Raw genomic sequence first — 22,395 nt, forward strand, 5'->3', positions numbered from 1 at the left:
GAGGTGCCTGCTTGCCCAGTGGGTGCTGCATGTGCCTCTTCTAGCCGAGTTCGCAGTCGTGTAAGGGCGGAACCGGCTTTCGGGGTCGGTCGTCCGGCCGATTTTCGTCGGCTCGGGGGCCGGCCCCAAGGCCATCTCTATCGGGGGAGTTCGTGCATAGGCGACTGATTCTGACCGGCGTGGTGGTGGCTGGCCTCGGCGTGGGTTGCGGGGGCGAAGTGGGGGTGTCGGATCCCCCGCCCGGCGGGGACGGTCGTCACCTCCGGCCGGGGCTCACGGTCAATGTGGGCGTGGCCTCCGAGGCGGCGGGTGTCGCGGAGGCTCTGGGCTGGGCCGGCGGCGTGCCGGGCGCGGAAGTGCGCGTACACCGCATCGGGACCGATTTCGCCTGGGAGACGGCCGTCACGGACGACCGGGGCACGGCCTACCTGCCCCAACTGGTGTCCGGCCGCTATCGCGTGGCGGTGTACCGTCCCCTTACGGATGCAGAATCGGCGCAGGCCGGTGTGGCGGCACTGGCCTCGGGACGGATTGCTGAAGTCGTCGGGGGCGGCACCGAGGCGACGATGGAGTTGGTGCCGAACCGGGTAGGGGCACTCGTCATCAGCGAAATATATGCGCCGTCGCCGCCCGTCGCGGAACTCAGGTACAACTTTCACATGTACTTCGAGTTGTACAACAATTCGCAGCAGACAGTGTTCCTGGACGGGTTGACGTTTGGTCGGGTGCAGCTCAACGACATCGCCACCCCGGAGACATCGTGCGCGGAGTCCGCTCGGCTCCGGAAGGATCCGGACGGTGTCTGGGCGGAGTATCTACACCGCTTTCCGGGCAGCGGCGGCGAGTACCCAGTGGCGCCCGGCGACGCCGTCGTGGTCGCGCTGGATGCAATCGATCATTCGGTGGTGGACCCGCGTTTCCCGGATCTCTCGAACGCCGATTTTGAATTGCTGGGATCTGGAGATGTGGACAACCCCGCTGTCCCCAATCTGGTCGAGATCGGACTCCGGTCCTGGCCGCACGGGCACGGACTGCTCTTCTATAACGGTCATTCGCTGTTCATCGCGAATGAAGTGGACACGGCGAGCCTGCAGCGGACCGTCCGTCGCCTTTCTGGCGGGGACGTAACGTTGATAAGGGTCGCGGCCACAGCCCTCATCGACGTCATGTGGTTGGAGAGGGCCGAGGCGCTCCAGGATCAGCGGTACGAACGCTGTGACGGGGTCGTGCACGAGACGTTCGACCAGCTGGGAGGGGGATTCGTGTCGGGGGCTGCGGACTTGTTGCTGACTCCACAGCGCCTTCGCCTTTCTGGAGCGGCGGGTCCCCTTACGGACGCCGAATCCGGGCGGGCCGGTCAAGTACGGGGTTTGCGTGGCCCAATTACGTCCGCCTCAAGCGCGGCCCGCCGGTGGCGGCGGCACTGGCCTCGGGACGGATTGTGGAAGTCGTCGGGGGCGGCACCGAGGCGACGATGGAGTTGGTGCCGAACCGGGTAGGGGCACTCGTCATCAGCGAAATATATGCGCCGTCGAGATGGGAGAGAGTCCTTCTGTACACCGGGTTGGTCCTCGGCGGCGTGCTGATCTTCTGGATGGTCGGACAGCGCGACGATCTGGCCGGACAGCATTCGGAGTTGCGGGACCGCCTCAGGTCACCGCAGCCGGGGTATTCGGTCCCCACGTTTACGAACCGGACGATTGACGGAGCGCCGATCACGCTAGGGGAACGCGAGGTCGGCCGGCAACTCGTGTTCTTCTTCACGACCACATGCGAGTTCTGTCTCGCCTCGCTCCCCGCGTGGCGGGAGATCACCGACAGGAGCGTGCGAGAGCACGCAGATGTGGAGGTGGTCGGGGTGGTGCTGGACGCCGATGGCCCGGTCGCGGAGTACCGGGACCGACACGGCCTCCGCTTCCCGATCACGACGTTTCCGCAGGAGAAGCTGTCGCGCCTTTATCGGGCAGGGAGCGTTCCGCTGGTCGCGCTCCGTGTTCGCGGGCGCTCTGATGTTCGGTGCGCAACGACATCGCCACCCCGCAACTGGGCGTGCGAGTACTTCGCGGGCACTAGGAACGGAGACATCGTGCGCGGAGTCCGCTCGGCTCCGGAAGGATCCGGACGGTGTCTGGGCGGAGTATCTACACCGCTTTCCGGGCAGCGGCGGCGAGTACCCAGTGGCGCCCGGGTGGCGGTGTACCGTCCCCTTACGGACGCCGAATCCGGGCGGGCCGGTCAAAGGGGCGTGGCGGCCGTCGTGGTCGCGCTGGATGCAATCGATCATTCGGTGGTGGACCCGCGTTTCCCGGATCTCTCGAACGCCGATTTTGAATTGTTGGGATCTGGATGAGATGTGGACAACCCGATTTTGAATTGTTGGGATCGGAGATGTGGACAACCCCTGTCCCCAATCTGGTCGAGATCGGACTCCGGTCCTGGCCGCACGGGCACGGAATGCTCTTCTATAACGGTCATTCGCTGTTCATCGCGAATGAGGTGGACACGGCGAGCCTGCAGCGGACCGTCTGGAACCTTTCTTCCGGAGACTCCCCGATGGTCAGGGTTCCGGATACGGATCTTATCGACGTCATGTGGACGGAGGACGATGATGCACTCCAGGATCAGCGGTACGAGCGCTGCGACGGGGTCGTGCACGACCACTTCGACCAACTCGGGGGAGGATACCTGCGGCACGGTGTAGAGCTGACGCTATCGGTACAACGGATTCGCCTACCCGGGACGGCGGGAGCTTCGGGGCACCTTCAGGACACCAACGTATCCGCAGTGGACCTGAGCAAGGGGCCCATTTCGCCCGGCACGATACGGTGACGGTTTCCCGCCCCCGCGGGCCCACGCCCCTCCGTCGACTGACTTCCGCGCTTGCGTCCGGTTTTTTCGGTCTGGCCGTACTTGCTATGTCCATCCACGCTCAAGTGCCGACGGGCGCCAGCATCAGCGGGCGGGTATCGGACGAAGAGACCACGGCGCCGTTGGCCAGCGTTCTCGTCGCCATCGAAGGCACGACGATCTCCACTTTGACGGATGCCGGGGGTCGATATCGGCTGGAAGGTGTGCCGCAGGGTCCCAAGATACTGCGCGCCCAGCGCATCGGACTCGCCACGGCCCGCGTCCGCATTTCTGTCCCGGCGGAAGGCTCACTGACACGGGACATCGAATTGTCGGTCAGCGCCCTGCGCCTGGAGGAAATCACGGTGACCGCCGATGCGGTCGGCAGGGCCGAGGGGGAACTGGGGACCGCGAGCGTCATCGAGCGCGACGCCATCGAACACATCACCGCCACCAGTCTGGCGGGCGTACTCCAACTCGTGCCTGGCATCTCGACCCAGGCCCCGGGGCTGAGCGACGTGGAACAGATCGCACTCCGCACCGTCCCCACCGGATCCAGCGTGGGAGCGCTCGCCGACGATGCGGGCGTGGGTCGAAGCTCGGCTGACCTCTCGGCGTTCGGGACGCTGATCGTCCTGGACGGGGTTCCGCTGTCGAACAACGCGAACCTTCAGAGCCTGGGTCCGCGCGGCGGCGCCGACCGGCAGCTGCTGAGTTTTGCGACGGCGGCGAACGGAGGGATCGACCTGCGACGGATCCCGGCCGCCGTCATTGAGCGTGTGGAGGTGATTCGCGGCGTCCCCTCGGTGCGCTACGGCGACCTTACCCAGGGGACAATCGTGGTCGAGACCCGCGCCGCCCCGGTGCTGCCGATCACGGAAGTGAAGCTCGACGAGCGCACATTCGGGAGCAACGTCGTGGGCGGACACGCCTTCGGCGGACCGGGCCACGCGGCCACGATGACGTTCGATGTGGCGCGCACACGGGTCGAGCCGGGGGTTTCGGACGATGAGTCCACCCGTTTCTCGAGCCAGCTCGCGCACCGCGCGGAGATCGGAGGCAGCGAAGGGACAGCGGGCGTGCCCGATCCGAAGCTCGTCCTCGACACGAGAGTCGATCTGTTTCAACTCGTGGACAACCGGCCGGAGAACCCGGTCATCAGGCCAAGCCGAGCCTCCCGCAGCCGGGATCTCGGAGTGCGCATATCGGAACGGGCCCGGCTCCGGCTCGGAGACGATTCCCGCCTCTCCTTCACGGGCTCGCTGAGCCGTATCAACCAGGAGTCGACGAGCCGCTCCCCGAAGGTGAGTGGAGTGCAGCCGTTCACTCCTGCGCAAGTCGCGGGCCGCAACGAAGGCTTCTATATCGGCGGGACCTACCTTGCCGAGGTGACGCTCGACGGCACCCCATGGTTTGGGTTCGGCCGCCTGGAGTGGGAGGATCGGGTTTGGTGGGCGCGCGCGAAGCACCAGCTTCTCGCGGGCGTCGAGTTGCGTCGCGAGTGGAACAACGGCGCCGGATTCCAGTTCGATCCGCAGTTTCCGCCCTCGATCGGGTGGAACGGCGTGCACGGCTACGACCGTACCCGGACGTTCGACGAGATCCCGGCCCTCGCTACCAGCGCCTTCTATGTGGGCGACCGCATGGCCACCCGCCTTGGACCGTGGGTCGCCAACATACAGGCGGGCCTTCGTCTCGATCTTCTGCACAATGGCGGGTCGTGGTTCGGCGGCGCACGAGACGCGGTCTTCCAGCCGCGAATCAACGTCGAGGCGGCGCCGCGGCACTGGCTCAGGCTCCGCGGCGGGTGGGGCCGGACGGCGAAGGTCCCGGCGGTCGGCGACCTGTACCCGGCGCTCCAGTACTTCGACCTCGTCAACGTGAACTTCTTCGCCAACGATCCGACCGAGCGGCTCGCCGTCCTCACCACGTTCGTGGAGGACCCGAGCAACCCGAAGCTGCGTTTTTCCGCAGGGACGAAGGCGGAAGCGGGCTTCGAGATCGATGTCGGTGAGGGCACGATCGCCCTCACCGCCTTCCGCGACCGGATCGACGGAGGCGTGGGGATCGGGTCCGTGCCGGATTTCATCACGCGCGATCACTTCGCCCTCACGGATTCGCTCACGGGGAACGGCATCCGCCCGGAGATTATTCTTCCGCCGGCGTTCAGCGATACGGTGCCGGTGCTCATTGACCGACCGAGGAACATGCTCGATCAGGTGAACCGGGGCTTGGAACTGACGGCCGCGCTGCCCCAGTTCCGGCCGCTCGCCACCCAGCTATACGTTACCGGGGCGTGGTTCGAGACCCGGACGAGTTCGGAGGCTCGCTTCTTCGGGTCCCGGTTCCGCTTTTCCGATTTTCAGGTGTCCCAGAGAAACGAACGCTCACCGTACTGGGAAGGACTGACCGAGCGCGGCGAGTCGATGATGTTCCTGTATCGTTTCATCCACCACCAGTCCGAACTCGGACTCGTGGCGACGCTCACGGTCCAACACAATGTCCGTAACGAGACGGAGGACATCGTTGCGGGGGACACCATGGCCTTCGCCGGCTACGTGACGCGCGCCGGCGAGCTCGTGCCGGTGCCGGCCGAGCGGCGAGGCGACCCCGAGTTCGCCGACCTTCGGGTCTCGCGCAGCGGCCGATCGCTGCCGCTCCAAGGGCCCCGACCCGACTGGATGGTGCATCTTCAGGTCTCAAAGACCCTGCCTCTTGAAGGCCAGCTTCGAGTGTGGGCGTTCAATTTTTTCGACCGCCGCGGCCAGCCGTGGGAGGGCGACCGACTGGGACGTCTCTATCCTTCGGTGCGGTTCGGGGCGGAAGTGACGTTCCCCGCCGCCGGGTTCTTCGGCCGGTGAGAGGCCAGGAGGTGTCCAGAGCTTGGATCGCGCTCGCAAGCGTCTGCGTCTGGCTTTCGCTCCCAGCCTGCGCACTCGCGCAGGCCGCCGCCGCTCACGGCACGCCACTGCGGCCGGAACTACCGAGTTGGATGACCAACTGGAGTCCGCTTTCGCGGATCGCGGATCTCCCGCGCCATCTGCCGGCCGGAGCCCGCTTCCCCGGTCTGCTCTCTACACCCGCGCCGCGCGTGGGGGAGTTCTGGACCGCCGGCAACTCCGCCGCCTTGGCGCGCGAACTCGACGACCGGCGTGCTGATTTTCGGCTGGCCTGGCGGACCACCTCCGGGCATTACGCGCGACCCCTCGACCCGGGCGGGGTGGGACGAGGCGAGGTGTCCACGACCGGGTGGACGCAGGTCGGGCGGCGCGGCGCGGCGATCGGGAGCGCGATCTTCGACCGGACGAGTCTCCGTGATTCGATCTTCGCCGACGTCCTGCTGCCGTATGGTTCGAATCCGCTCATCGTGGTGGACACCATAGGGGACCCGCTACGCAAGTCCGCCCTCCGCCTCGAGGGCGCGCTCGGCTGGGAGTTCGGAAGGTTCGGGGTGGGACTTGCGGCCGGCTGGGAAGGGCAGAGCAGTCGCACCGTGGTGTCCCCGGTTCCGCGCCTCGACCGCACGGCGACGCCCGGCTTCTCGGCGGGGCTGAGCTACGATCTCGGCCCACTCCGCCTCGGGCTGCTGGGGCGTATGCGCTATACGGCGGAGTTCATCCGGATCCAGACGGTGGCGCAGCCGTCCCGCGTGTTCCAGTTCGAGGGCTACGCGGAGCCGATCCCGCTGGACCTCCATCCGGCCCGCTATGAGCGGCGGCACGAGCGGGACTCCCATTCGTTCGGCGCATCGGCCGCCTTCGCGGCTCTCGGCGCGGATTGGGCGCTGTATGGCCTCCGGGAGCAAGCATCCGAGGCTCAGTTCGTGAGACTCCAGGAAAGCGATCCTGCTAAGGACATGTGGGACGCGGAGGGCTGGAAGTTCGGCCTCGCCGGCCAATGGGCGTTCCGGGGGGCTCGGGACGCAGAATGGTTCGTCACCGTCGAAAGCGAATATCGCACACTCGAAGGGGAGGCGTTCCAGGCGTCGATCGGAGACATAATCTTCACGGCCGAGGAGTCGCGGCTCGACCTGGGCGTCGACACGCGTCTGCGGTTCGCGAACGGCTGGCTCCTCGGCGGCCGCGCGGAAGTCAGGCAAAGCCGGCGTGACCGCCACGACCTCTTCGCCGAGGCGACCTCGGACATCCGGGGCACCGAAGGGGGTGGGGCCCTCGAACTCGGCCGCGGCTTCGGCCAGCGGCTCGCGATCTCGGCGGGTGCCCAGGTCGCCATCTACGGGCCTTCCGGCACGATGCCCAACCCGGACGCGCGGGGGCCAGAGTATGGCCGTTTTGTCGGCCCCGGCCTCGCCCTCGATCTCAATCGAGTACTTGTCACGGGCGGCGTACTCACGTTGCGCTGGCAAACCGGGGCAACCACGGGCCTATGGTTTCGTTCGGTGCTCGGTTCGCTCAGTCCGAGGGAGACCCAGCTCCCCTTGACTCCGACCGGAAACCGCCGGGCCTGGGCCGTGACCGTCGGCGTCGTGCTGGACGAAGTTCTGTTTCCTTAAGAGAGAGCCTGGAGACCGCTTGGGACGTTTGTGCATTCACACGTTGGCGAGACCCCGCAGGTGGTGAAATCTCGCCCACCACCCACGCGCACCGGCGATCGTCGCCGATACACCAGGACAACCCCAGCCTCACCAGATGTCTCTCCTAATCATCAGTCAGGACACGCTTTAGTGACGATCTGCTCTTCGCTTTGGGCGTCGGCACCATATGCCTGCTGGTCGGCCGGCGTGACGTCTTGCCCACTCGCAACATATAAGAAATGAGCTGTCTGCTTAACGGCTCGCGATGCGGAATTCCCTGTTTCGCCAGATTGATGTCGACGAAAGGATACAGATTGTGTTGCATGGGAGGCGGGAGATCGTCTTGGGACCGCTCTTGACTCGCTGGAACCGACGTACGGTCCGCCGCCGTTGGGCTCCGGAAGGGATCGCTTGATAACGATCGCTGAGGAGCGACGACTCGCCGAGAGGGCGGCGGCCGGTGATCGTGACGCGTTGAGTAGCTTGTACGAGGAATACTCGGAACAACTGTTCGCCGTCGCGTATCGACTGACCGGGTCGTCCGCCGATGCGGCGGATGTGTTGCACGAAGTGTTTAGCCGGCTACCGGAGACCCTCCAGAGCTTTGATCGAGGGCGGTCGCTTCCGCCTTGGCTTCGTACCGTGACCACTCGTGCCGCCCTCGAACAACTCCGGCGGGAGAGGCAACGGTGCGAGGCTCCGCTGCCAGACGGCTTGGAGGATGAGACCCTCCGGACGCCGTGGGTGCTCGATTTCATCGTACTGGAACGAGCATTGTCCTCACTCCCGGAAGACCTTCGGCAGGTGATCGTTCTCAAGGCAATGCTGGGCTACTCACATGAGGAGATCGGCAAACTCTTGGGGATACGGCCCGCGACCTCAAGAGGACGGCTGTACAGAGGGCGTGCGGCACTGCATGCGCAGCTAGGCGATAGGCGGTAGATAGTATGACGAGACTCGATGGCGACGCTCAGCATATCGATTGTGTCCTTCTGAACGAGTTCGCCGATGGTGAGCTTACGGGAGCTTCGTTCGAGGCCGTCCGGTCACACCTCAGTTGGTGCGCGGCCTGTCGCGAACAAGTCTCCTTCATACGCCTGCTAGGGGCCGCGATCCGCTCGTTCCCGACGCCGAGGCCGCCCGCGCAGCTATTCCAGCACATCTTCCCTGAGGAGCCAAGAGACACCGAGGTTCTTCCCCTGCCCGTCCAGCGGGCCAGTCCGCGCTCGGGAGTTCGATCTGCACGGTCTGTCCCACTCGTGGCATTGGGACTGTCCCTCATCGGGGCTGCTGTGGGCATAGCCGTAACTTCGGACCGAGTCATGGCGGGCACCAGCAACCTGATCCTTGAACTGGATAACGCGGGGTCGCTGAAGCTCCAGTACGAGACCGTTTCAGCGCTTGCGGCCGAGTCAAGTCTTCGGGTGCGGGTCCGGTATTGGATCCCGGATTCACTCCGCCTCACTCAGACCGAACCACGTTACACCGGGATCGAGCTAACCAGAGCCGATGTGGGCATGTTCAAGGGGGTCGCAAATCTGCCGCCCGGCACGGCCTACGCTGTCGCGGCCGTCGAGGATCGCGAGGCAACGCGCGTCGATACCAATCGCGGCGGGTTATGGGAGTACCTTGAGACGGACCGGCAGGGTCGGCCGACGGCCCGCGCGCGCCTCCATCAGATGCTGTCCACTCAAGAGTTGCGTCGCTCGAGGTTTGCCGACGTGGTGGAACGAGGGATCGCGGAGTTCCCCGAAAGGGCTGAGTTCTGGGCAGCACTTCTCCGCATTCAACAACGAACCATGCTGGGCGGCTCGAACGATACCCTCTCGCAGACGCACCTGGAGCGTCTCGATCTCCTTGACAGGGCCGCCCGGGAAGGAGATCCGAAGCCCAGCGAGATGTACGCCCTGGGCGTGTACTCTCGGCTCCTGGGACGACGGGACATCGAGGCGTATTGGCAGTCAGAGCTTACTTTGAGACATCCTCGACACGAGTACGCGTCACAGGCCCGCTTGTGGAAGATTCTGCCTTCATCGCTGTCAGACCATGCGAAAATGGATGCATTGGAACAAAGTTGGAGGCTTGCTCCCATGCCGGCGACGGCGCAGGCCGGGCTGCAGCTGTCGTACCGGTTCAGCGATCCCGCGTTGACGAGAATTTGGCTCGACCGATATGACAGCGAACCCGTCCTTCGTGATCTACGCTTCGATGTCGAGACAGCTCGCCGCATCGCGGAAGTACCGACCCTCCGCACGGTCGCCGAAGAATGGATTGTGGAACAGTTGCAGGCCCGTAGCGACTGGCTTGGTCCCGACCGGCCCCTCAACGAGACGCGATCCAACTTCGAAACGGAACGTGCCGAGAGCCTGGGCCGCTTGAATCTCCTGCTCGGCCGTCTGCGCCTCGCGCGTGAAGATGACCTCGGTGCGATTGTGGCCATGGAACGCGCCGTCGATTTGACTTGGAGCCCTGAAGTGTTCGCCGAGGTGGCCCGGCTACATCAGGATGCAGGCTCCGCAGTTCGGGCGTCTGCGCTGCTGGCGCGCGCGCGAATGGACCCACTGATACCCCTGGCACCGTATCTGCCCGTGGCCGAATCTGACATGCTCCCGCCGACGGAGACCGACTTAGCCATGGCCGGTGTCGCGTGGCGCGAGCATGTATTGGCGGCTTTGCTGGACGAACCGATTAACTGGACCGCACGCCTGCGTACCCCTTCTGGCGAAGAGACGACGCTTGGAGAGGCGACGGGCAATGGACTGACGCTGATCATCCAGAGCCTGAGCCGGCACTTGGTCCCCGCGGAAAGCTTGGAACTGATCGAAGCCAACGCAGATGGACTTGCCGCGACCGGCACGGAGATCTTCTTTATCACGGTGGGTGTCGGTCCCGCAACTGCAGTCGAATCTGCCTCGTTGGTTCTTACGAACGCCTCGTATCACGACGACGAGCGATTCGAAGTGTGGGAGGCGCTCGGAGCTTGGCGGGAAGTACAATACTTCGTCGTGGGCACCCGCGGAACTCTACGGTATCGTGGAGAGGATCTGGCGACCGCGCTCCGTGTTGCCCTCGTACTTGGAGACCCACGGACGCCCTTAAGATAGTCGCTACAAACTCAAGCATAGGAGTGAAGAACCATGAGGATGAGACGTGTTTTCGTCATGACAGTACTAGCTATCGTTGGCGCCGCCCTACCGGTCAGCATTGACGCCCCAGGCGCTAACCGACTCGGCTTGGCCACGGCCTCGTGCCAGGAGAGTGACTGCGGTCGGGATGCAAAGATGGACTGCGTATGTCCGGATGAGGAGGCGTACAACCGGAAGCCGCGTTGCGCAGTCTAGTGTCATGTCACACGTGATATGTCGTAAGGATCGTGATAGACTTCTTGCCGGTTCACGATGGCGGGGAGGCTGGCATGAAACGGTATTCGGTGGAGTTGGAAGCGGGGGAGCGCGAGGCGTTGGCGGCGATGACACGCAAGGGTTCGCATCGTTCGCAGAAGGTGATCAACGCGCTGGTTCTGCTCAATTGCGACGAGGGCGAGTTCAACGAGCGGCGCACGACCGGCGGGGCGATCGCCGGGGTGTTGCGGATCAGCGCGCGCAGGGTGGACCGGGTCAAGAAGCGGTTTGTGGAGGACGGTCTGGATGCGGCGCTTGGGGGCCGGCAGGGTCGTCGCGCGAAATACCTTCGCAAGGCGGACGGCGAATTCGAGGCGCGGCTGGTCGCGCTCAGTTGCGGCGATCCGCCCGAGGGGCGCGCGCAGTGGTCGCTGCGCCTGTTGGCGGACCGCGCGGTGGAACTTGGCTATATCGACAGCGTCTCGCACGAGACGGTGCGGCGGGTGCTAAAAAAAACGCCCTCAAACCGTGGCGGCGCGTCGGCTGGGTGATCCCGCCGCGGCGCAATGCCGACTTCGCGGCGGGCATGGAGCGGGTGCTCGACGTCTACCGGCGTCCGTACGATGCGAACTTCCCGGTGGTGTGCATGGACGAGACGCCGCGCCAGCTGATCGGCGAGACGCGCACGCCCGTCCCGCCGGCACCGGGGCGGGCGGCCCGCGAAGACTACGAGTACCGGCGCCTCGGCACCTGCAACGTGTTCATGGCCACCGAACCACTGGCCGGCCGACGCCAGACCAAGGTGACCGAGCGCAGGACCAAAACCGACTGGGCCCGCTTCCTGCGCGACATCGCCGCGCAGTACCCCGACGCCACCCGAATCACGCTGGTGATGGACAACCTCAACACGCACCGCCCCGGCGCGCTCTACGAAACCTTCGAACCCGCCGAGGCCAAGGCGCTTTGGGATCGCTTCGAGTTCGTCCATACTCCCAAGCACGGCAGTTGGCTGAATGTCGCCGAGGTCGAACTCAACGTCATGATCCGCCAATGCCTCAATCGCCGCATCGACTCCATCGACACCCTACGCGCCGAAGTCGCCGCCTGGCAGGCGGCCAGAGACCGAATCCAAGCCAAGGTCAACTGGCAATTCACCACGGACGACGCACGTGTCAAGCTCAAGCGTCTCTATCCGACGTTTGATGTGTGACGTGACACTAGCCTTCCACGCACGTCTCGCCCCGAGGCGTTCCGCTATCGGCCTGCTGACGATTGTCGCGAGCCTTGCCTGTCGTCAGCACGATGGACTAGACCAGAGCACTCGGAAGCTTGCCGTGCTGACGCCGGATGTCGTTTTCGCGGACAGTTCCCTGGGCCGGATTGTCGAGATCGCACTGGTGGGTGACCGGCTGGTCGCGCTCGACGCGATGCTTGACCCGGCCATACACGTCATCGATCCCGCACGTCCACGCCGCCTCGGTTCGTACGGTCGGGGGGGAGATGGGCCCGGCGAGTTCAAGGATCCCGAGCAGCTCGTGGCTGGCGTGGCGGAGTCTGACGACGAGGTGTGGATCCTGGACGGCGGTCATCAGCGCATGACGCGGATATCGCTCTCGGAGATGGAACGGGGGATCACAGCGGCGCCGGAGACGTTTCGCATCGACGGTCCCAACGCCGGGGCCCTCGTGCGCGTAGAGGATGGCCGCTGGTTCGGAGGAGGTTGGATTACCGGGGGTCGGATTGCGCGCTATCACGAAGACCTCACTTACGACCGCACGATTCTCGGCTTTCCGGCGTCGTCGGCTGACGCTCCTGGAACTACGCTGCTCCAGGCATACGAGAGCTGGGTTGTGGCAGACCCGGCGGGCGGTCGTTTGGCTGCGGCGACACTACTTGGGGGACTGCTGGAGATCTTCGATTATGACGGTGTGTCCATCGCACATGCCGCTGTGCCCGAGCCCTTCGAACCTGTGTGGGCGCAGGGACGATCCAGGAGTGGAAAGGCTGTGATGGCGGTGAGCGGGGAGACGCGTTACGGTTTCACAGACTTGGCTGCAACGGGTCGCTACCTGTACGCCCTCTTTTCCGGGCGTAGAGTAAATGACAAGGGTGTACCGTGGACTTCGCATAATGTTCAGGTCTACACGTGGGGCGGCGAATACGTGAAGACGCTGCGCCTCGACCGCGCCGCAGAGGCCATTACGATCGATGCCTCCGACACCTGGCTCTACGCGGCTGGACTCGAGCCGCGTCCCTGGGTGGGCCGTTTCCGCTTGCCGCAAGCTGTACTGGTTAAGAGCCTGCTACAGGCCACCCGTCCAGGAAGCTGACCCTCTCTGCCAACACGCGCGAGACACGAGAGGAGAAAGAGATTAGAGTAGGGCGAGGCAGAGAGATGGAGGATGGCACGGGGAGAAGGAATGAAGGTAAACGGAACGCCGCTCCCCTCGGCGTTTAAGGAGTGCGGCCCATGAACTCGATTCCGCAACCAGACGAACTGCACCGGTTGGTGAAACATGCGATCGATAGCGGGAAGGCGGAAAGCATTGAGGACGCCGAAGCGATGTTCCGTAGCTACCGTCTTGCCATCGAAGTCGGCCCTGAAGTATCAGCGGATCCTGGCAACCAGGCCGCGCTTCTTACTCTGGTAGCGCTCGCTCGCCGCGTATTTCTGGGAGGTGTGAGCGTGGCCGGCGAGCTGAGCGCGGATCTCGTGACGCCCTTGCCCCTCGGGCGAACGCTCGCTGACGCAGTAACGGCGCTTCGAGGGGACGTTGGCTCCGCTACTAGGGGGACACCCACCATCGTGATCGGCGGAGAGCGAGGTGATCGACGCGAAGGGTTCTGCGTACGAACTGTCACTGCTGGCTGGCGGGGAGGGATACTACCGATCCACTCGCCCCTGGTGCCCGCGCCGGGACCGGCGATGCCTTTGGCTGGGATGCTGTCGGCAGCGTTGGCTGTCAACGAAGCGTACCTTTTCGGTTCCTCGCTGTTTCAAGTGGGTAGTTTGAAGTTGAGTTTGCCGCACACGAGATAGGCGATGGCGATGAAGTTCTCGGTGGTCCGGTAGCCGCGGGCCCTGGCCTTGGCGGCCTGGACGAGCGAGTTGATGCCCTCGATCATGCCGTTGGTGATCCTCGAGCGGAACCAGAGGAGGATGCCGTCCCAGTGTGCAGGTAGGCCCGGTGCTGGAAGAAGTCCAGATGCCGCCAGCGCTTCGGGCTCGCGTCGTGCGCCTTGCAGCCCCCGCGCCCGCACGAGGGGCACGCGAACGTCCCGCCCGCCTCGAAGTCCAGATGCAGGTCCAGGCGGCGCTCGGCCGCGTCGAACTCCGTCCGCTCCACCCGCCACGGCCACTCCAGCCCCAGCGCCCGCTCGAACAGTCCCCGCTCCGCCATGCCGCCGTCCCGCCCGGCCGCTCCGAATCCCTCCGCCGCCCCGGCCGGCCCCGGAGACGACCGGGCACGTCACGGACCCGCTCGGGCACCGGCGGCCACCGCCGCCGGCCCCGCCACTCTACCGCCCCTCATCCACCCCCAACCTCTCGTGTCTCTCGCGTGTTGGCAGAGAGGGCGGCGCTCCGCGTCCGAGTGTTGTTCGTCGGGCCGGGGAGTTCCCGGAGCGCGCCGCGTGACGTTTTGGAGTTACCCCGAGTTGGTGGACACCTTTGAGCGTTGGTCACAACGAGGAGGTGTCGCATGTCGGGACGGAGATACGCGCCGGAGTACAAGGCGCGGATGGTGGATCTGGTCCGTGCGGGGCAGAGCGCGGACCAGTTGGCTCGCGAGTTCGAGCCCTCGGCGACGGCGATCCGGCGCTGGGTGGAACAGGCCGATCTGGACGAGGGGCGTCGCACCAACGGTCTGACGACGGCTGAGCGCAAGGAAGTCCGGGAACTGAAGCGCGAACTGCGCCGTGTGAAGATCGAGCGCGACATATTGGCAAAAGCCACGGCCTGGTTCGCCAAGGAGAGCGGATCGATCCCCCGAGGGGGTTCCGGTTCGTGAGCGATCACCAGGCCGCCTATCCGGTGCGCGTGATGTGCCGCCTGCCGGGACTCTCCCCGAGCGGGTACTACGCGTGGCGGACGCGGGAGCCGTCGGAGCGGGCGCGTGCGAACGCGGCGCTCACCGAGGAGATCCTTGAGATTCACGCCATGAGCGACGGAACGTACGGGGCGCCGCGGATCCACGCCGAGCTGAGGGCCCGGGGCCGCGAGGCGGGCGTGAACCGGGTCGCCCGGCTGATGCGTGCGGCCGGGGTCGAGGGCGTGAGCCGGCGCCGCAAGGGCAGTACGACGAAGCGGGCCGCGAAGTCCAGGCCCGCGCCGGATCTCGTGGACCGAGACTTCTCGGCCTCCGGACCGGACGAACTCTGGGTGGCCGACATCACGTACGTGCCGACCTGGGCGGGCTTCCTCTATCTGGCCGTCGTGCTCGACGCCTGGAGCCGCCGCATCGTGGGCTGGTCGATGGCGACGCACCTGAGGACGTCCCTGGTGCTGGACGCCTTCGACATGGCGCTGGCGCGGCGGCGCCCCGAGGAGGTGATCCACCACAGCGACCAAGGCAGCCAGTACACGTCCCACGCCTTCGGCGGCCGCTGCCGGAGGGCCGGGGTCAGGCCCTCGATGGGCTCGGTGGGCGACGCCTACGACAACGCCATGTGCGAGTCGTTCTTCGCCACGCTGGAGTGCGAACTGATCTCGCGGCGCTCGTTCCGGACGCCCGGCGAGGCCCGCCGGGAGGTGTTCCGGTTCATCGAGGGCTGGTACAACCCGCGCCGGCGGCACTCGAGCCTCGGCTACGAGTCGCCCGCCAGCTTCGAGGCGCGCGAGAAGGGAGAGGCGGCGTGACCCCCGGGCCGCGTCCCTCTCCCACGGTCCGCCACGCCTTCGGCGCGGCGACCGCTCTTCTCTCCCGCGAGGTGGCGAGAAAGGAGGAAACCACCACTTTCACCTGTCCACTGAAACGGGGTAAGCCCATTTCACCAACTCAAAGCATATGGGAGGTGATGGAACGGCTCGACTCCTGCGGTTGCCCACGAGATGGCCGAGAACGTTCCGCACATGCTGCGCAAGACCCATACAGGAGGCAAGTCCTGCCTAAACTGCTGACGCCCATAGGCGTCGTATTGAGTCTCGCCATTCCAGCCTGTGCGGGTGACGTGGGCTTCTCGGACCCACCGCTCGACGAGGGAAACGATCTGCGGCCGGGTCTCACGATCAACGTGCGCGTGGTCCCGGAAGCCGCGTCCATCGCGCAGACCATGGGGTGGGAGAACGGGGTCCCCGGGACCGAGGTCCGCGTCCACCGCATCGGGACCGATTTCGCCTGGGAAACCGCTGTGACGGACGATCAAGGAACGGCCTACCTGCCACGGCTGGTATCCGGGCGGTATCGCGTGGCCGCCTTCCGTCCACTGACTGACGAGGAGGCCGCTGAGAGCGGTGTGGCGGCACTGGCTTCGGGTCGCATCCTGAGCGTCGCGCCCGGCGGCACCGAACACACGGTGGAGTTGACCCCGAACCGCAGTGGGGCACTCGTGATCAGCGAAGTGTATGCGCCGGCTACGCCCTCGAGAACGGGACTTTCATACAACTTCCACATGTACTTCGAGTTGTACAACAGCTCCGACCGGACTTTGTTGCGACAGCAGGCCCACTTGTCAAGCCATCGTTATAATTCCCAATCGCTACCCGCCCGAGGGTACCTCGATGAGATCGTACATTCGCACGAACTCGATACCGAGTCCGTCTCTCCATTCGCCCAGCACATAGTCTGGTCCGATGTCGTACGGGCGGAAGCCCGCCGGCAGTATGACGGTGTCGCCGAAATTTCCAACAATCAACGGATCAGTGACAATCCAGCGTGAGGGATCGTCCTCCGTATGTGCCGGATCATACACCTCCCTCCACACCTTCCCGCCGCTCTGCACCACGAGCGACGTGAACGATGGCAGCGTCGCGGGTGCCGAGTCGGACGACAGAAACTCTTCATATCGGTCTCGCCATTTTCTGCGCTCGCTCGGGCTAGAAAACCCGGAGACCCACTCGTCGAGCCACGCCTCGTGTACTCCCTCCGGTACCTCCTTTGGCGGAGGTCCCCCGAAGCCCGCTTGCAGCGTGCCGTCCGCGCCATATACGCCGACCATATACCCTTCGATCGGCCCCAGAGCAATCCGTGTGCCGCGCACGGCTACCATCAATGTACGGAGGAAGGGCACGGAGACCAGCCGTCCACCCACGCGTACGTTGTCGCCTCCCGTGCTCATCTGCATTTGGGAGACGGTTTCGCTCCCCGGAGCCGGTCTTCCAAAGGGGAGGGCCCGCCCCGCGGTGTCGATGAGGACAGGCTGGACGATGGGCTCCCTGTACGTAAGCACGCTACCCGGATAATCTCCGTAGTGCGTCTCGACGCCCTCGCCCTCGACCACTTCGAGTCCCACCAAGGTTCCGTCCGCAAGAAACCCGTATGGGTCGACTCTTCGGCCCGTCTCGTCGAACCTCCGGAACACCTGGTAGGTCTCTTCGAGCCCCCCATCGGCCGAGAACACGGTCACGCGCCGCAGCAGGGGATCCAAGACTGCCAGCCGTCCATCTTCGAGTTCAGCGACCCGGTACAGACTCCTGAACTCCCCCGGTCCGTCGCCTGTGCGGCCAAGCGACCTCAGGAAAGCACCCTGCGAATCGAAGAATTTGAGTGCCCCCGAACCTCCCTCCGCGACGAGAATCCGACCGTCTCGTAGGCGAATCACGTCCGTCACCCCGAACAGGCTGGAGCCATCGCCGTCGATGGATCCGATTTGGAGCCGAGGCTTGTCGGGAACTCGATAAACGACCGACTTCTCCTGGTCCGCGCCAGTCGCCACGGCGGGACCAGGGAAGCCGACACAGGCCGCAACTATCGAGCTTAGAACCAGCACCCGTCCCAGACGCCGTATGCCACGCCTGTTGTACGCCTCCTCGACCATTACTGGGCGCAGATACAATGGGATTGTCCGCCGGAACCATCCAAGCCGCAACTCACCTCGCAGTGGGCACGGGTACCGGGGGGGCAATGGCGGTCCCAAGACTCAACCTGGTCTCTCCACGCCTCTATGCACCTGTTGATCGCACCCTGGTCCTGCGCGCACAGCGGCTCGGCGCCGATGATCCCGGCGGTGTACCGGCTGTCGACGGGAGCGAGGGTGAAGACGAGTGCGATGCAACTCGCCGGGAGCAGTGTGGCGAGTACGCCGTTCAGGTTTCTCATGAATCCCCTCCTAGAGTGAAGAGGCCCCTGCCACGTGCCAGCCCACCACGTCGGTCGCGTGGAGTCAGCTAATGCTACCACCGAAATCTCAGAGCCACAACCACAGAAATCAACCGTCCGTGAAAGCGGGACAGCTCCAGACTTCACCCGACAGCAGTCGGAGCTTGGGGTTGCCCTGTGCGGCCTCGATAACGCCCAGGGCCCTGGCGCGCTGGACCGGGTAGGGTTCAAAATGGTGGTTGAGGCCGGCTTGGGACGGGGGCACCGTGATTTCCGGAAGATGCGTCTCCATACCCTGCCGAGTTCCCGTCCGGCTGCCGAGATCTGGAAGGCCGTGCGCGACTCCGGTGAAACCGTCGAGGATCAACCTGCCTACCAGCGCATGCGAAGCGAGGACGATCTCGACCAGTGTGGGATGACGCTGCTCGCCGGAAAGGCGGTCGGTGCTCCCTTCGTTGGGGCGGTCGCGGCTACCTTGGTCCTGTCCGAGATCCTGCGGCTCCTCCATGGTGGCTGCGTACACGGCATGATCGACTTGGATCTGTTGGGCCTTGAACGGCGTGTCGCCTCACGTCACGAGAACAGTTTCGCCGGTTTCAATCCCGGATTCACCGACGCCGAAGAGGCACACGACACAAGGCCCTTCGGCTGAACCGCGCGACGTTCGCCCGAAGAGGGATGCTGGTTCATGAATCTTCCGGCTTCGCGCAGGTCTTGACCGAGGGCAGCTCCTCCTCCAAGACCAAAAGAACCTACATCAATTGAGAGTTTTTCTCAGCTGGTCTGGAGCGGAGAGTTACGCTCTTGCGAAGGTACTGCACGAATGGCTCCCGTCGGTATTGCCCTTCGCCGATCCTTGGATGTCCTCGGAGGACATCGCGAAAGGCCGGCGGCAGGTGTGAGGGCGTGTCGACCGACGTTCCGGTTTCGGTCGGGACAGAGGTATGTTCCATGACGCTCGGCGGGAACCGGGGGCTGCAAGGGGAACATGTTGAGGTCTACGGAGAGAGGGATCACTTCGATCCATGAGAATAGGCGATAGAACCGGCTTGGCCGCGATGAGGGCCCGACAGGGCCGCGGCTGGATAGCGTGTACCTTTGGGGCTGTGGTCTTGACCCTGCCAGGCGTGCTCCTGGCGCAGGCAACGGAAGAACCAGTTCGGACCTGTCCCCATTACGCCCCGCGGCTGGGTGCGCCCATGGAGACGGTGCGGTATCTGGCGGACGACGCGCTCGGGGGCCGGTTCCCGGGGAGCGCGGGTGAGCGGTGCGCGGGAGAGTTCATCGCCACCAGGTTCGCCTCGCTCGGCCTCGAGCCGGCGGGGGAGGACGGCTACTTCCAGGAGGTGCCGCTGGCGAGCGCGGCCCAGCCGCACGCGCCGGCGGGGCGGGGGCGCAACGTGGTCGGGCTGCTGCGGGGCGCCGATTCGGCTCTGAGCGAGACGGCGGTCGTGATCGGCGCGCACTACGACCACCTCGGCCTCGGCGAATTCGGGAGCACGGGTGAGGCAGGGGAGATCCACAACGGGGCGGACGACAACGCCTCGGGCGTGGCGGCGCTCCTCGCCGCGGCGCGGGCGCTGACCGGGGGTCCGCGGCCGGCGCGGTCGGTCCTCTTCATCGCCTTCACCGGAGAGGAACTGGGGCTGATCGGGTCGTCCTGGTACGCGAACCACCCCGCGTTCCCGCTGGAACGCACCGTGGCGATGATCAACCTCGACATGGTGGGGCGGCTGGAGGACAGCGAACTCATCGTTTACGGGATGGGGACGGCCCCCGAGTGGCGCGAGATCGTGCCGGCGGCGAACGCCGGCCTCGATATCCCGCTGGCGTACGAGGAGTCGGGCTTCGGGCCCAGCGACCACACCTCCTTCTACGCGAACGAGATCCCCGTCCTCCACTTCTTCACCAACGTGCACGGGGACTACCACCGGCACACGGACGACGCGGAGAAGATCGATGCGGAGGGCCTCGGCCGCGTGGCGCGTCTCACGGAGAACGTCGCCCGCCTCGTGGCGACCCTGCCCGAGCGGCTGGCCGTCATCCCGGGAGTCGGGGAACGCACGGAGAGCCCGCGGGGATCCGGCGCCTGGCTGGGGACGGTGCCCGACTTCACGCCGGTGGACTCCGGCGTCCTGCTCGCCGGGGTCACCGCGGGGTCGCCGGCGGAGGGCGGCGGACTACAGCGGGGCGATGTCCTGGTTGGCCTCGGGACGCACGAGGTGGCGGACCTCCAGGGGTTCACCGATGCGCTGGCCGCGTACCGGCCCGGCGACGAGGTCGTGCTGCGCTATCTGCGCGAGGGCGAGGAGCGGGAGACGACGGTGCGGCTCGGCGACCGCGCGGACCGGCCGTGATGACGGCACCCCGGGAGTGTCCGAGCTGCGGGAGCGAAGGGGCGGGGAAGTTCTGCTCCCAGTGCGGGGCGCCGCTGGGCAGAGGTGCCGTCTGCCGGGGGTGCGGCGCCGCGCTCAAGCCGAAGGCGCTCTACTGCACCGAATGCGGCGCGCCGGTGGGCGCCCGCGAGGCCAAGCCTCGTTCCGCCCGCATCCCCTGGGCTGCGTCGGCGCTCGCGCTCACCGCCTTCTCCATCCTCATCGCCGCCCTCGTGCAGCGCGGGAGCATGGAGAGGGTCGGAGAGATGACGATGACGGGCGGTCTCCCCGGGGAGACGCCGGGTGCCGGCGCGGCAGGCGCAGGCGCAGCGGGCGGAGGCACGGCCGGGGCCGGCATGCCGACGGCGGAGGAACTCGCGGCGATGACGCCGCGCGAGGCGGCCGACCGCCTGTTCGAGCGCGTCATGCGGGAGCACGAGAGCGGGAACTTCGAGCGGGCCGCCTTCTTCATCGGCATGGCGCTCCAGGCTTACGACGCCGTGCCGCCGGCCGACATCGACGCCGACCTGCGCTTCCATGTGGGACTGCTCAGCCTGATCTCCGCCGATTCGGTCGCGGCCCGGGAGGGGGCGGAGGCGATCCTCGCCGAGGAGCCGGGCCACCTGCTGGGGCTGCTCCTCGCCTCGCGGGCGGCCGAATTCGCGGGTGACGCGACCGCGGCCCAGGGGTTCCGGGACCGGATGCGTGAGGAGGTGGCGGAGGCCGGGGGCATTCCCGAACGGGTCGAGTACGATGCGCACCGGACGCTCATCGAGGGAACGCTGGCCGAAGAAGGGGACGGCGGCTCGTGAGCGGCGCCGGCCCGAACGGCCGGGGACGCCCGAACGGTGGATTGCCCCCGGAAGGTCCCGCGGCCGCGCGGGCGGTCCTCGCGCGAATGGGCGAGTTGCGGTCCGACTTCGTCGACTTCGTCCAGCAACTCGTGCTCGAGGAGTCGCCGTCCACGGATCCGGACACGCAGCGCGGCATCCAGGCGCTCCTGACCTCGGGCCTGCGCGATGTCGGGCTGGATGTGGAGCGCATCCCGGGCCGGCGCACCGGGGGGCACCTGCTGGCCCGGAGCCCGGCGGCCGGAGTGGGCGGGCAGCAGCTTCTCATCGGCCACACGGACACCGTGTGGCCCGTCGGCACGCTGCGGCGGATGCCGGTCGCGGTGGAGGACGGCCGACTGAGCGGCCCGGGCGTGTTCGACATGAAGGCCGGGCTCGCCATCGGCGTGTTCGCGTTGCGCGCGCTGCGGGATCTCGGGCTCGACACGGGCGTGGCCCCCGTCTTCTTCATCAACTCTGACGAGGAAATCGGCAGCCCCGAATCCGAACCGCTCGTCGTCGACTGGGCGCGCCGCGTCTCCCGGGCCTTCGTGCTCGAGCCCGCCCTCGGCCCCGGCGGATGCCTCAAGACGCGGCGCAAGGGGATCGGCCACTACCGGGTCGAGGTCTCGGGTCGAAGCTCGCACGCCGGACTCGCGCCCGAGGAGGGGGCGTCCGCGATCCTGGAACTCGCCCACCGGATCCGGGAGATCGACGGCCTGGCCGATCCCGGCTCGGGGACGACGATGAACGTGGGCGTCATCCGGGGCGGCTCGCGGGCCAACGTGGTCTCCCCGGAGGCGAGCGCGGAGGTCGACGTCCGCGTCTGGAGCGCCGCGGAGGCCGAGCGCATTCGCGCGGCGATGTTCGGTCTCGAACCCACGGTTCCCGGGACCTCGATCACGGTCACGGAAATCGCCGCTCGCGGACCCCTGGAGCGGACCCCGCGCAACGTCGAGCTTTGGGAACGGGCGCGTCTCGTCGCCGGAGAACTCGGCCTCGAGCTGGAGGAGGGATCGGCGGGCGGCGGCTCGGACGGTAACTTGACGAGCCAGTACACGGCGACGCTCGACGGTCTCGGCGCGGTCGGCGACGGAGCGCACGCCGTGCACGAGTTCGTCTACGTGGACCGGGTGATCGAACGCGTGGCGCTGCTGGCGGGGCTGCTCGCCACCCCGTAGCGCGGGACGCGCGCCGCAAGACACGGAATCC

At 66.2% G+C, this 22,395-nt stretch carries 16 protein-coding genes and 2 pseudogenes; 15 read left to right on the forward strand and 3 right to left on the reverse strand.

The window, feature by feature from the left end; genetic code table 11:
- The first annotated feature begins 152 nt into the window (after window positions 1-152).
- The 10 genes and pseudogenes from ACOQPP_RS20245 (at window position 153) to ACOQPP_RS20290 (ending at window position 13,052) form a co-directional block, all read left to right on the forward strand.
- Window positions 153-1,499: a hypothetical protein gene (locus tag ACOQPP_RS20245; RefSeq protein WP_420637345.1), complete on the forward strand. Its 1,347-nt coding sequence runs from the start codon at window positions 153-155 to the stop codon at window positions 1,497-1,499.
- Window positions 1,442-2,350 carry a TlpA family protein disulfide reductase gene (locus ACOQPP_RS20250; protein ID WP_420637346.1) on the forward strand — a complete coding sequence of 303 codons (909 nt, stop codon included), beginning with the start codon at window positions 1,442-1,444 and terminating at the stop codon, window positions 2,348-2,350. The genes ACOQPP_RS20245 and ACOQPP_RS20250 overlap by 58 nt, the downstream gene beginning before the upstream one ends.
- 38 nt (window positions 2,351-2,388) lie before the next feature.
- A complete protein-coding gene (locus ACOQPP_RS20255; protein WP_420637347.1) occupies window positions 2,389-2,829 on the forward strand; it encodes a hypothetical protein in 441 nt (146 codons plus the stop codon).
- 86 nt (window positions 2,830-2,915) lie between these two features.
- Window positions 2,916-5,708 carry a TonB-dependent receptor gene (locus tag ACOQPP_RS20260; protein WP_420637348.1) on the forward strand — a complete coding sequence of 931 codons (2,793 nt, stop codon included), beginning with the start codon at window positions 2,916-2,918 and terminating at the stop codon, window positions 5,706-5,708.
- Between the two features lie 131 nt (window positions 5,709-5,839).
- Complete coding sequence (locus tag ACOQPP_RS20265; protein ID WP_420637349.1) at window positions 5,840-7,360, forward strand: DUF6850 family outer membrane beta-barrel protein; 1,521 nt, start codon at window positions 5,840-5,842, stop codon at window positions 7,358-7,360.
- Window positions 7,361-7,792: 432 nt separating this feature from the next.
- Entirely contained in the window at window positions 7,793-8,323 is a 531-nt protein-coding gene (locus ACOQPP_RS20270; protein WP_419164696.1) for an RNA polymerase sigma factor, read from the forward strand.
- A 5-nt stretch (window positions 8,324-8,328) separates the two neighbouring features.
- Window positions 8,329-8,445 (forward strand): annotated as a pseudogene (locus tag ACOQPP_RS20275) (hypothetical protein); the annotation flags it as partial.
- A 258-nt stretch (window positions 8,446-8,703) separates the two neighbouring features.
- A complete protein-coding gene (locus tag ACOQPP_RS20280) occupies window positions 8,704-10,485 on the forward strand; it encodes a hypothetical protein (RefSeq protein ID WP_419164853.1) in 1,782 nt (593 codons plus the stop codon).
- A 311-nt stretch (window positions 10,486-10,796) separates the two neighbouring features.
- Window positions 10,797-11,932, forward strand: a protein-coding gene (locus ACOQPP_RS20285; RefSeq protein WP_420637350.1) for an IS630 family transposase whose coding sequence is annotated in 2 segments (ribosomal slippage) — window positions 10,797-11,229 and window positions 11,229-11,932 — 1,137 coding nt in all. Because the reading frame shifts where the segments join, the coding sequence is not laid out codon by codon here.
- Window positions 11,933-12,056: 124 nt separating this feature from the next.
- Window positions 12,057-13,052, forward strand: coding sequence for a BF3164 family lipoprotein (locus ACOQPP_RS20290; protein ID WP_420637351.1), 996 nt, complete (start codon window positions 12,057-12,059; stop codon window positions 13,050-13,052).
- A gap of 667 nt (window positions 13,053-13,719) precedes the next feature.
- Here ACOQPP_RS20290 and ACOQPP_RS20295 read toward each other — a convergent pair.
- A pseudogene (locus tag ACOQPP_RS20295) lies at window positions 13,720-13,896 on the reverse strand (transposase); the annotation flags it as partial.
- A complete protein-coding gene (locus tag ACOQPP_RS20300) occupies window positions 13,845-14,123 on the reverse strand; it encodes a transposase family protein (RefSeq protein WP_419164698.1) in 279 nt (92 codons plus the stop codon). The pseudogene ACOQPP_RS20295 and the gene ACOQPP_RS20300, both read right to left, overlap by 52 nt.
- Window positions 14,124-14,423: 300 nt before the next feature.
- Here ACOQPP_RS20300 and ACOQPP_RS20305 point away from each other — a divergent pair.
- A protein-coding gene (locus tag ACOQPP_RS20305) for an IS3 family transposase (RefSeq protein ID WP_420637352.1) occupies window positions 14,424-15,580 on the forward strand; the annotation gives its coding sequence in 2 pieces (ribosomal slippage) (window positions 14,424-14,673 and window positions 14,673-15,580; 1,158 coding nt in all).
- A gap of 839 nt (window positions 15,581-16,419) precedes the next feature.
- On the opposite strand, the gene ACOQPP_RS20310 is transcribed toward ACOQPP_RS20305, so the two are convergent.
- Complete coding sequence (locus ACOQPP_RS20310; protein ID WP_420637353.1) at window positions 16,420-17,595, reverse strand: 6-bladed beta-propeller; 1,176 nt, start codon at window positions 17,593-17,595, stop codon at window positions 16,420-16,422.
- 615 nt (window positions 17,596-18,210) lie between these two features.
- Here ACOQPP_RS20310 and ACOQPP_RS20315 point away from each other — a divergent pair.
- From ACOQPP_RS20315 to ACOQPP_RS20330, 4 genes are all read left to right on the forward strand, one after another.
- Complete coding sequence (locus ACOQPP_RS20315; protein ID WP_420637354.1) at window positions 18,211-18,630, forward strand: hypothetical protein; 420 nt, start codon at window positions 18,211-18,213, stop codon at window positions 18,628-18,630.
- A gap of 547 nt (window positions 18,631-19,177) precedes the next feature.
- Complete coding sequence (locus ACOQPP_RS20320) at window positions 19,178-20,335, forward strand: M20/M25/M40 family metallo-hydrolase (RefSeq protein WP_419164700.1); 1,158 nt, start codon at window positions 19,178-19,180, stop codon at window positions 20,333-20,335.
- Window positions 20,335-21,165: a zinc ribbon domain-containing protein gene (locus tag ACOQPP_RS20325; RefSeq protein ID WP_419164701.1), complete on the forward strand. Its 831-nt coding sequence runs from the start codon at window positions 20,335-20,337 to the stop codon at window positions 21,163-21,165. Before ACOQPP_RS20320 ends, ACOQPP_RS20325 begins: the two co-directional genes overlap by 1 nt.
- Entirely contained in the window at window positions 21,162-22,364 is a 1,203-nt protein-coding gene (locus ACOQPP_RS20330; RefSeq protein WP_419164702.1) for a M20 family metallopeptidase, read from the forward strand. The genes ACOQPP_RS20325 and ACOQPP_RS20330 overlap by 4 nt, the downstream gene beginning before the upstream one ends.
- The last annotated feature ends 31 nt before the right edge of the window (window positions 22,365-22,395 follow it).

The organism is Candidatus Palauibacter sp., assembly GCF_965222475.1.
Classification (GTDB): Bacteria; Gemmatimonadota; Gemmatimonadetes; order Palauibacterales; family Palauibacteraceae; genus Palauibacter.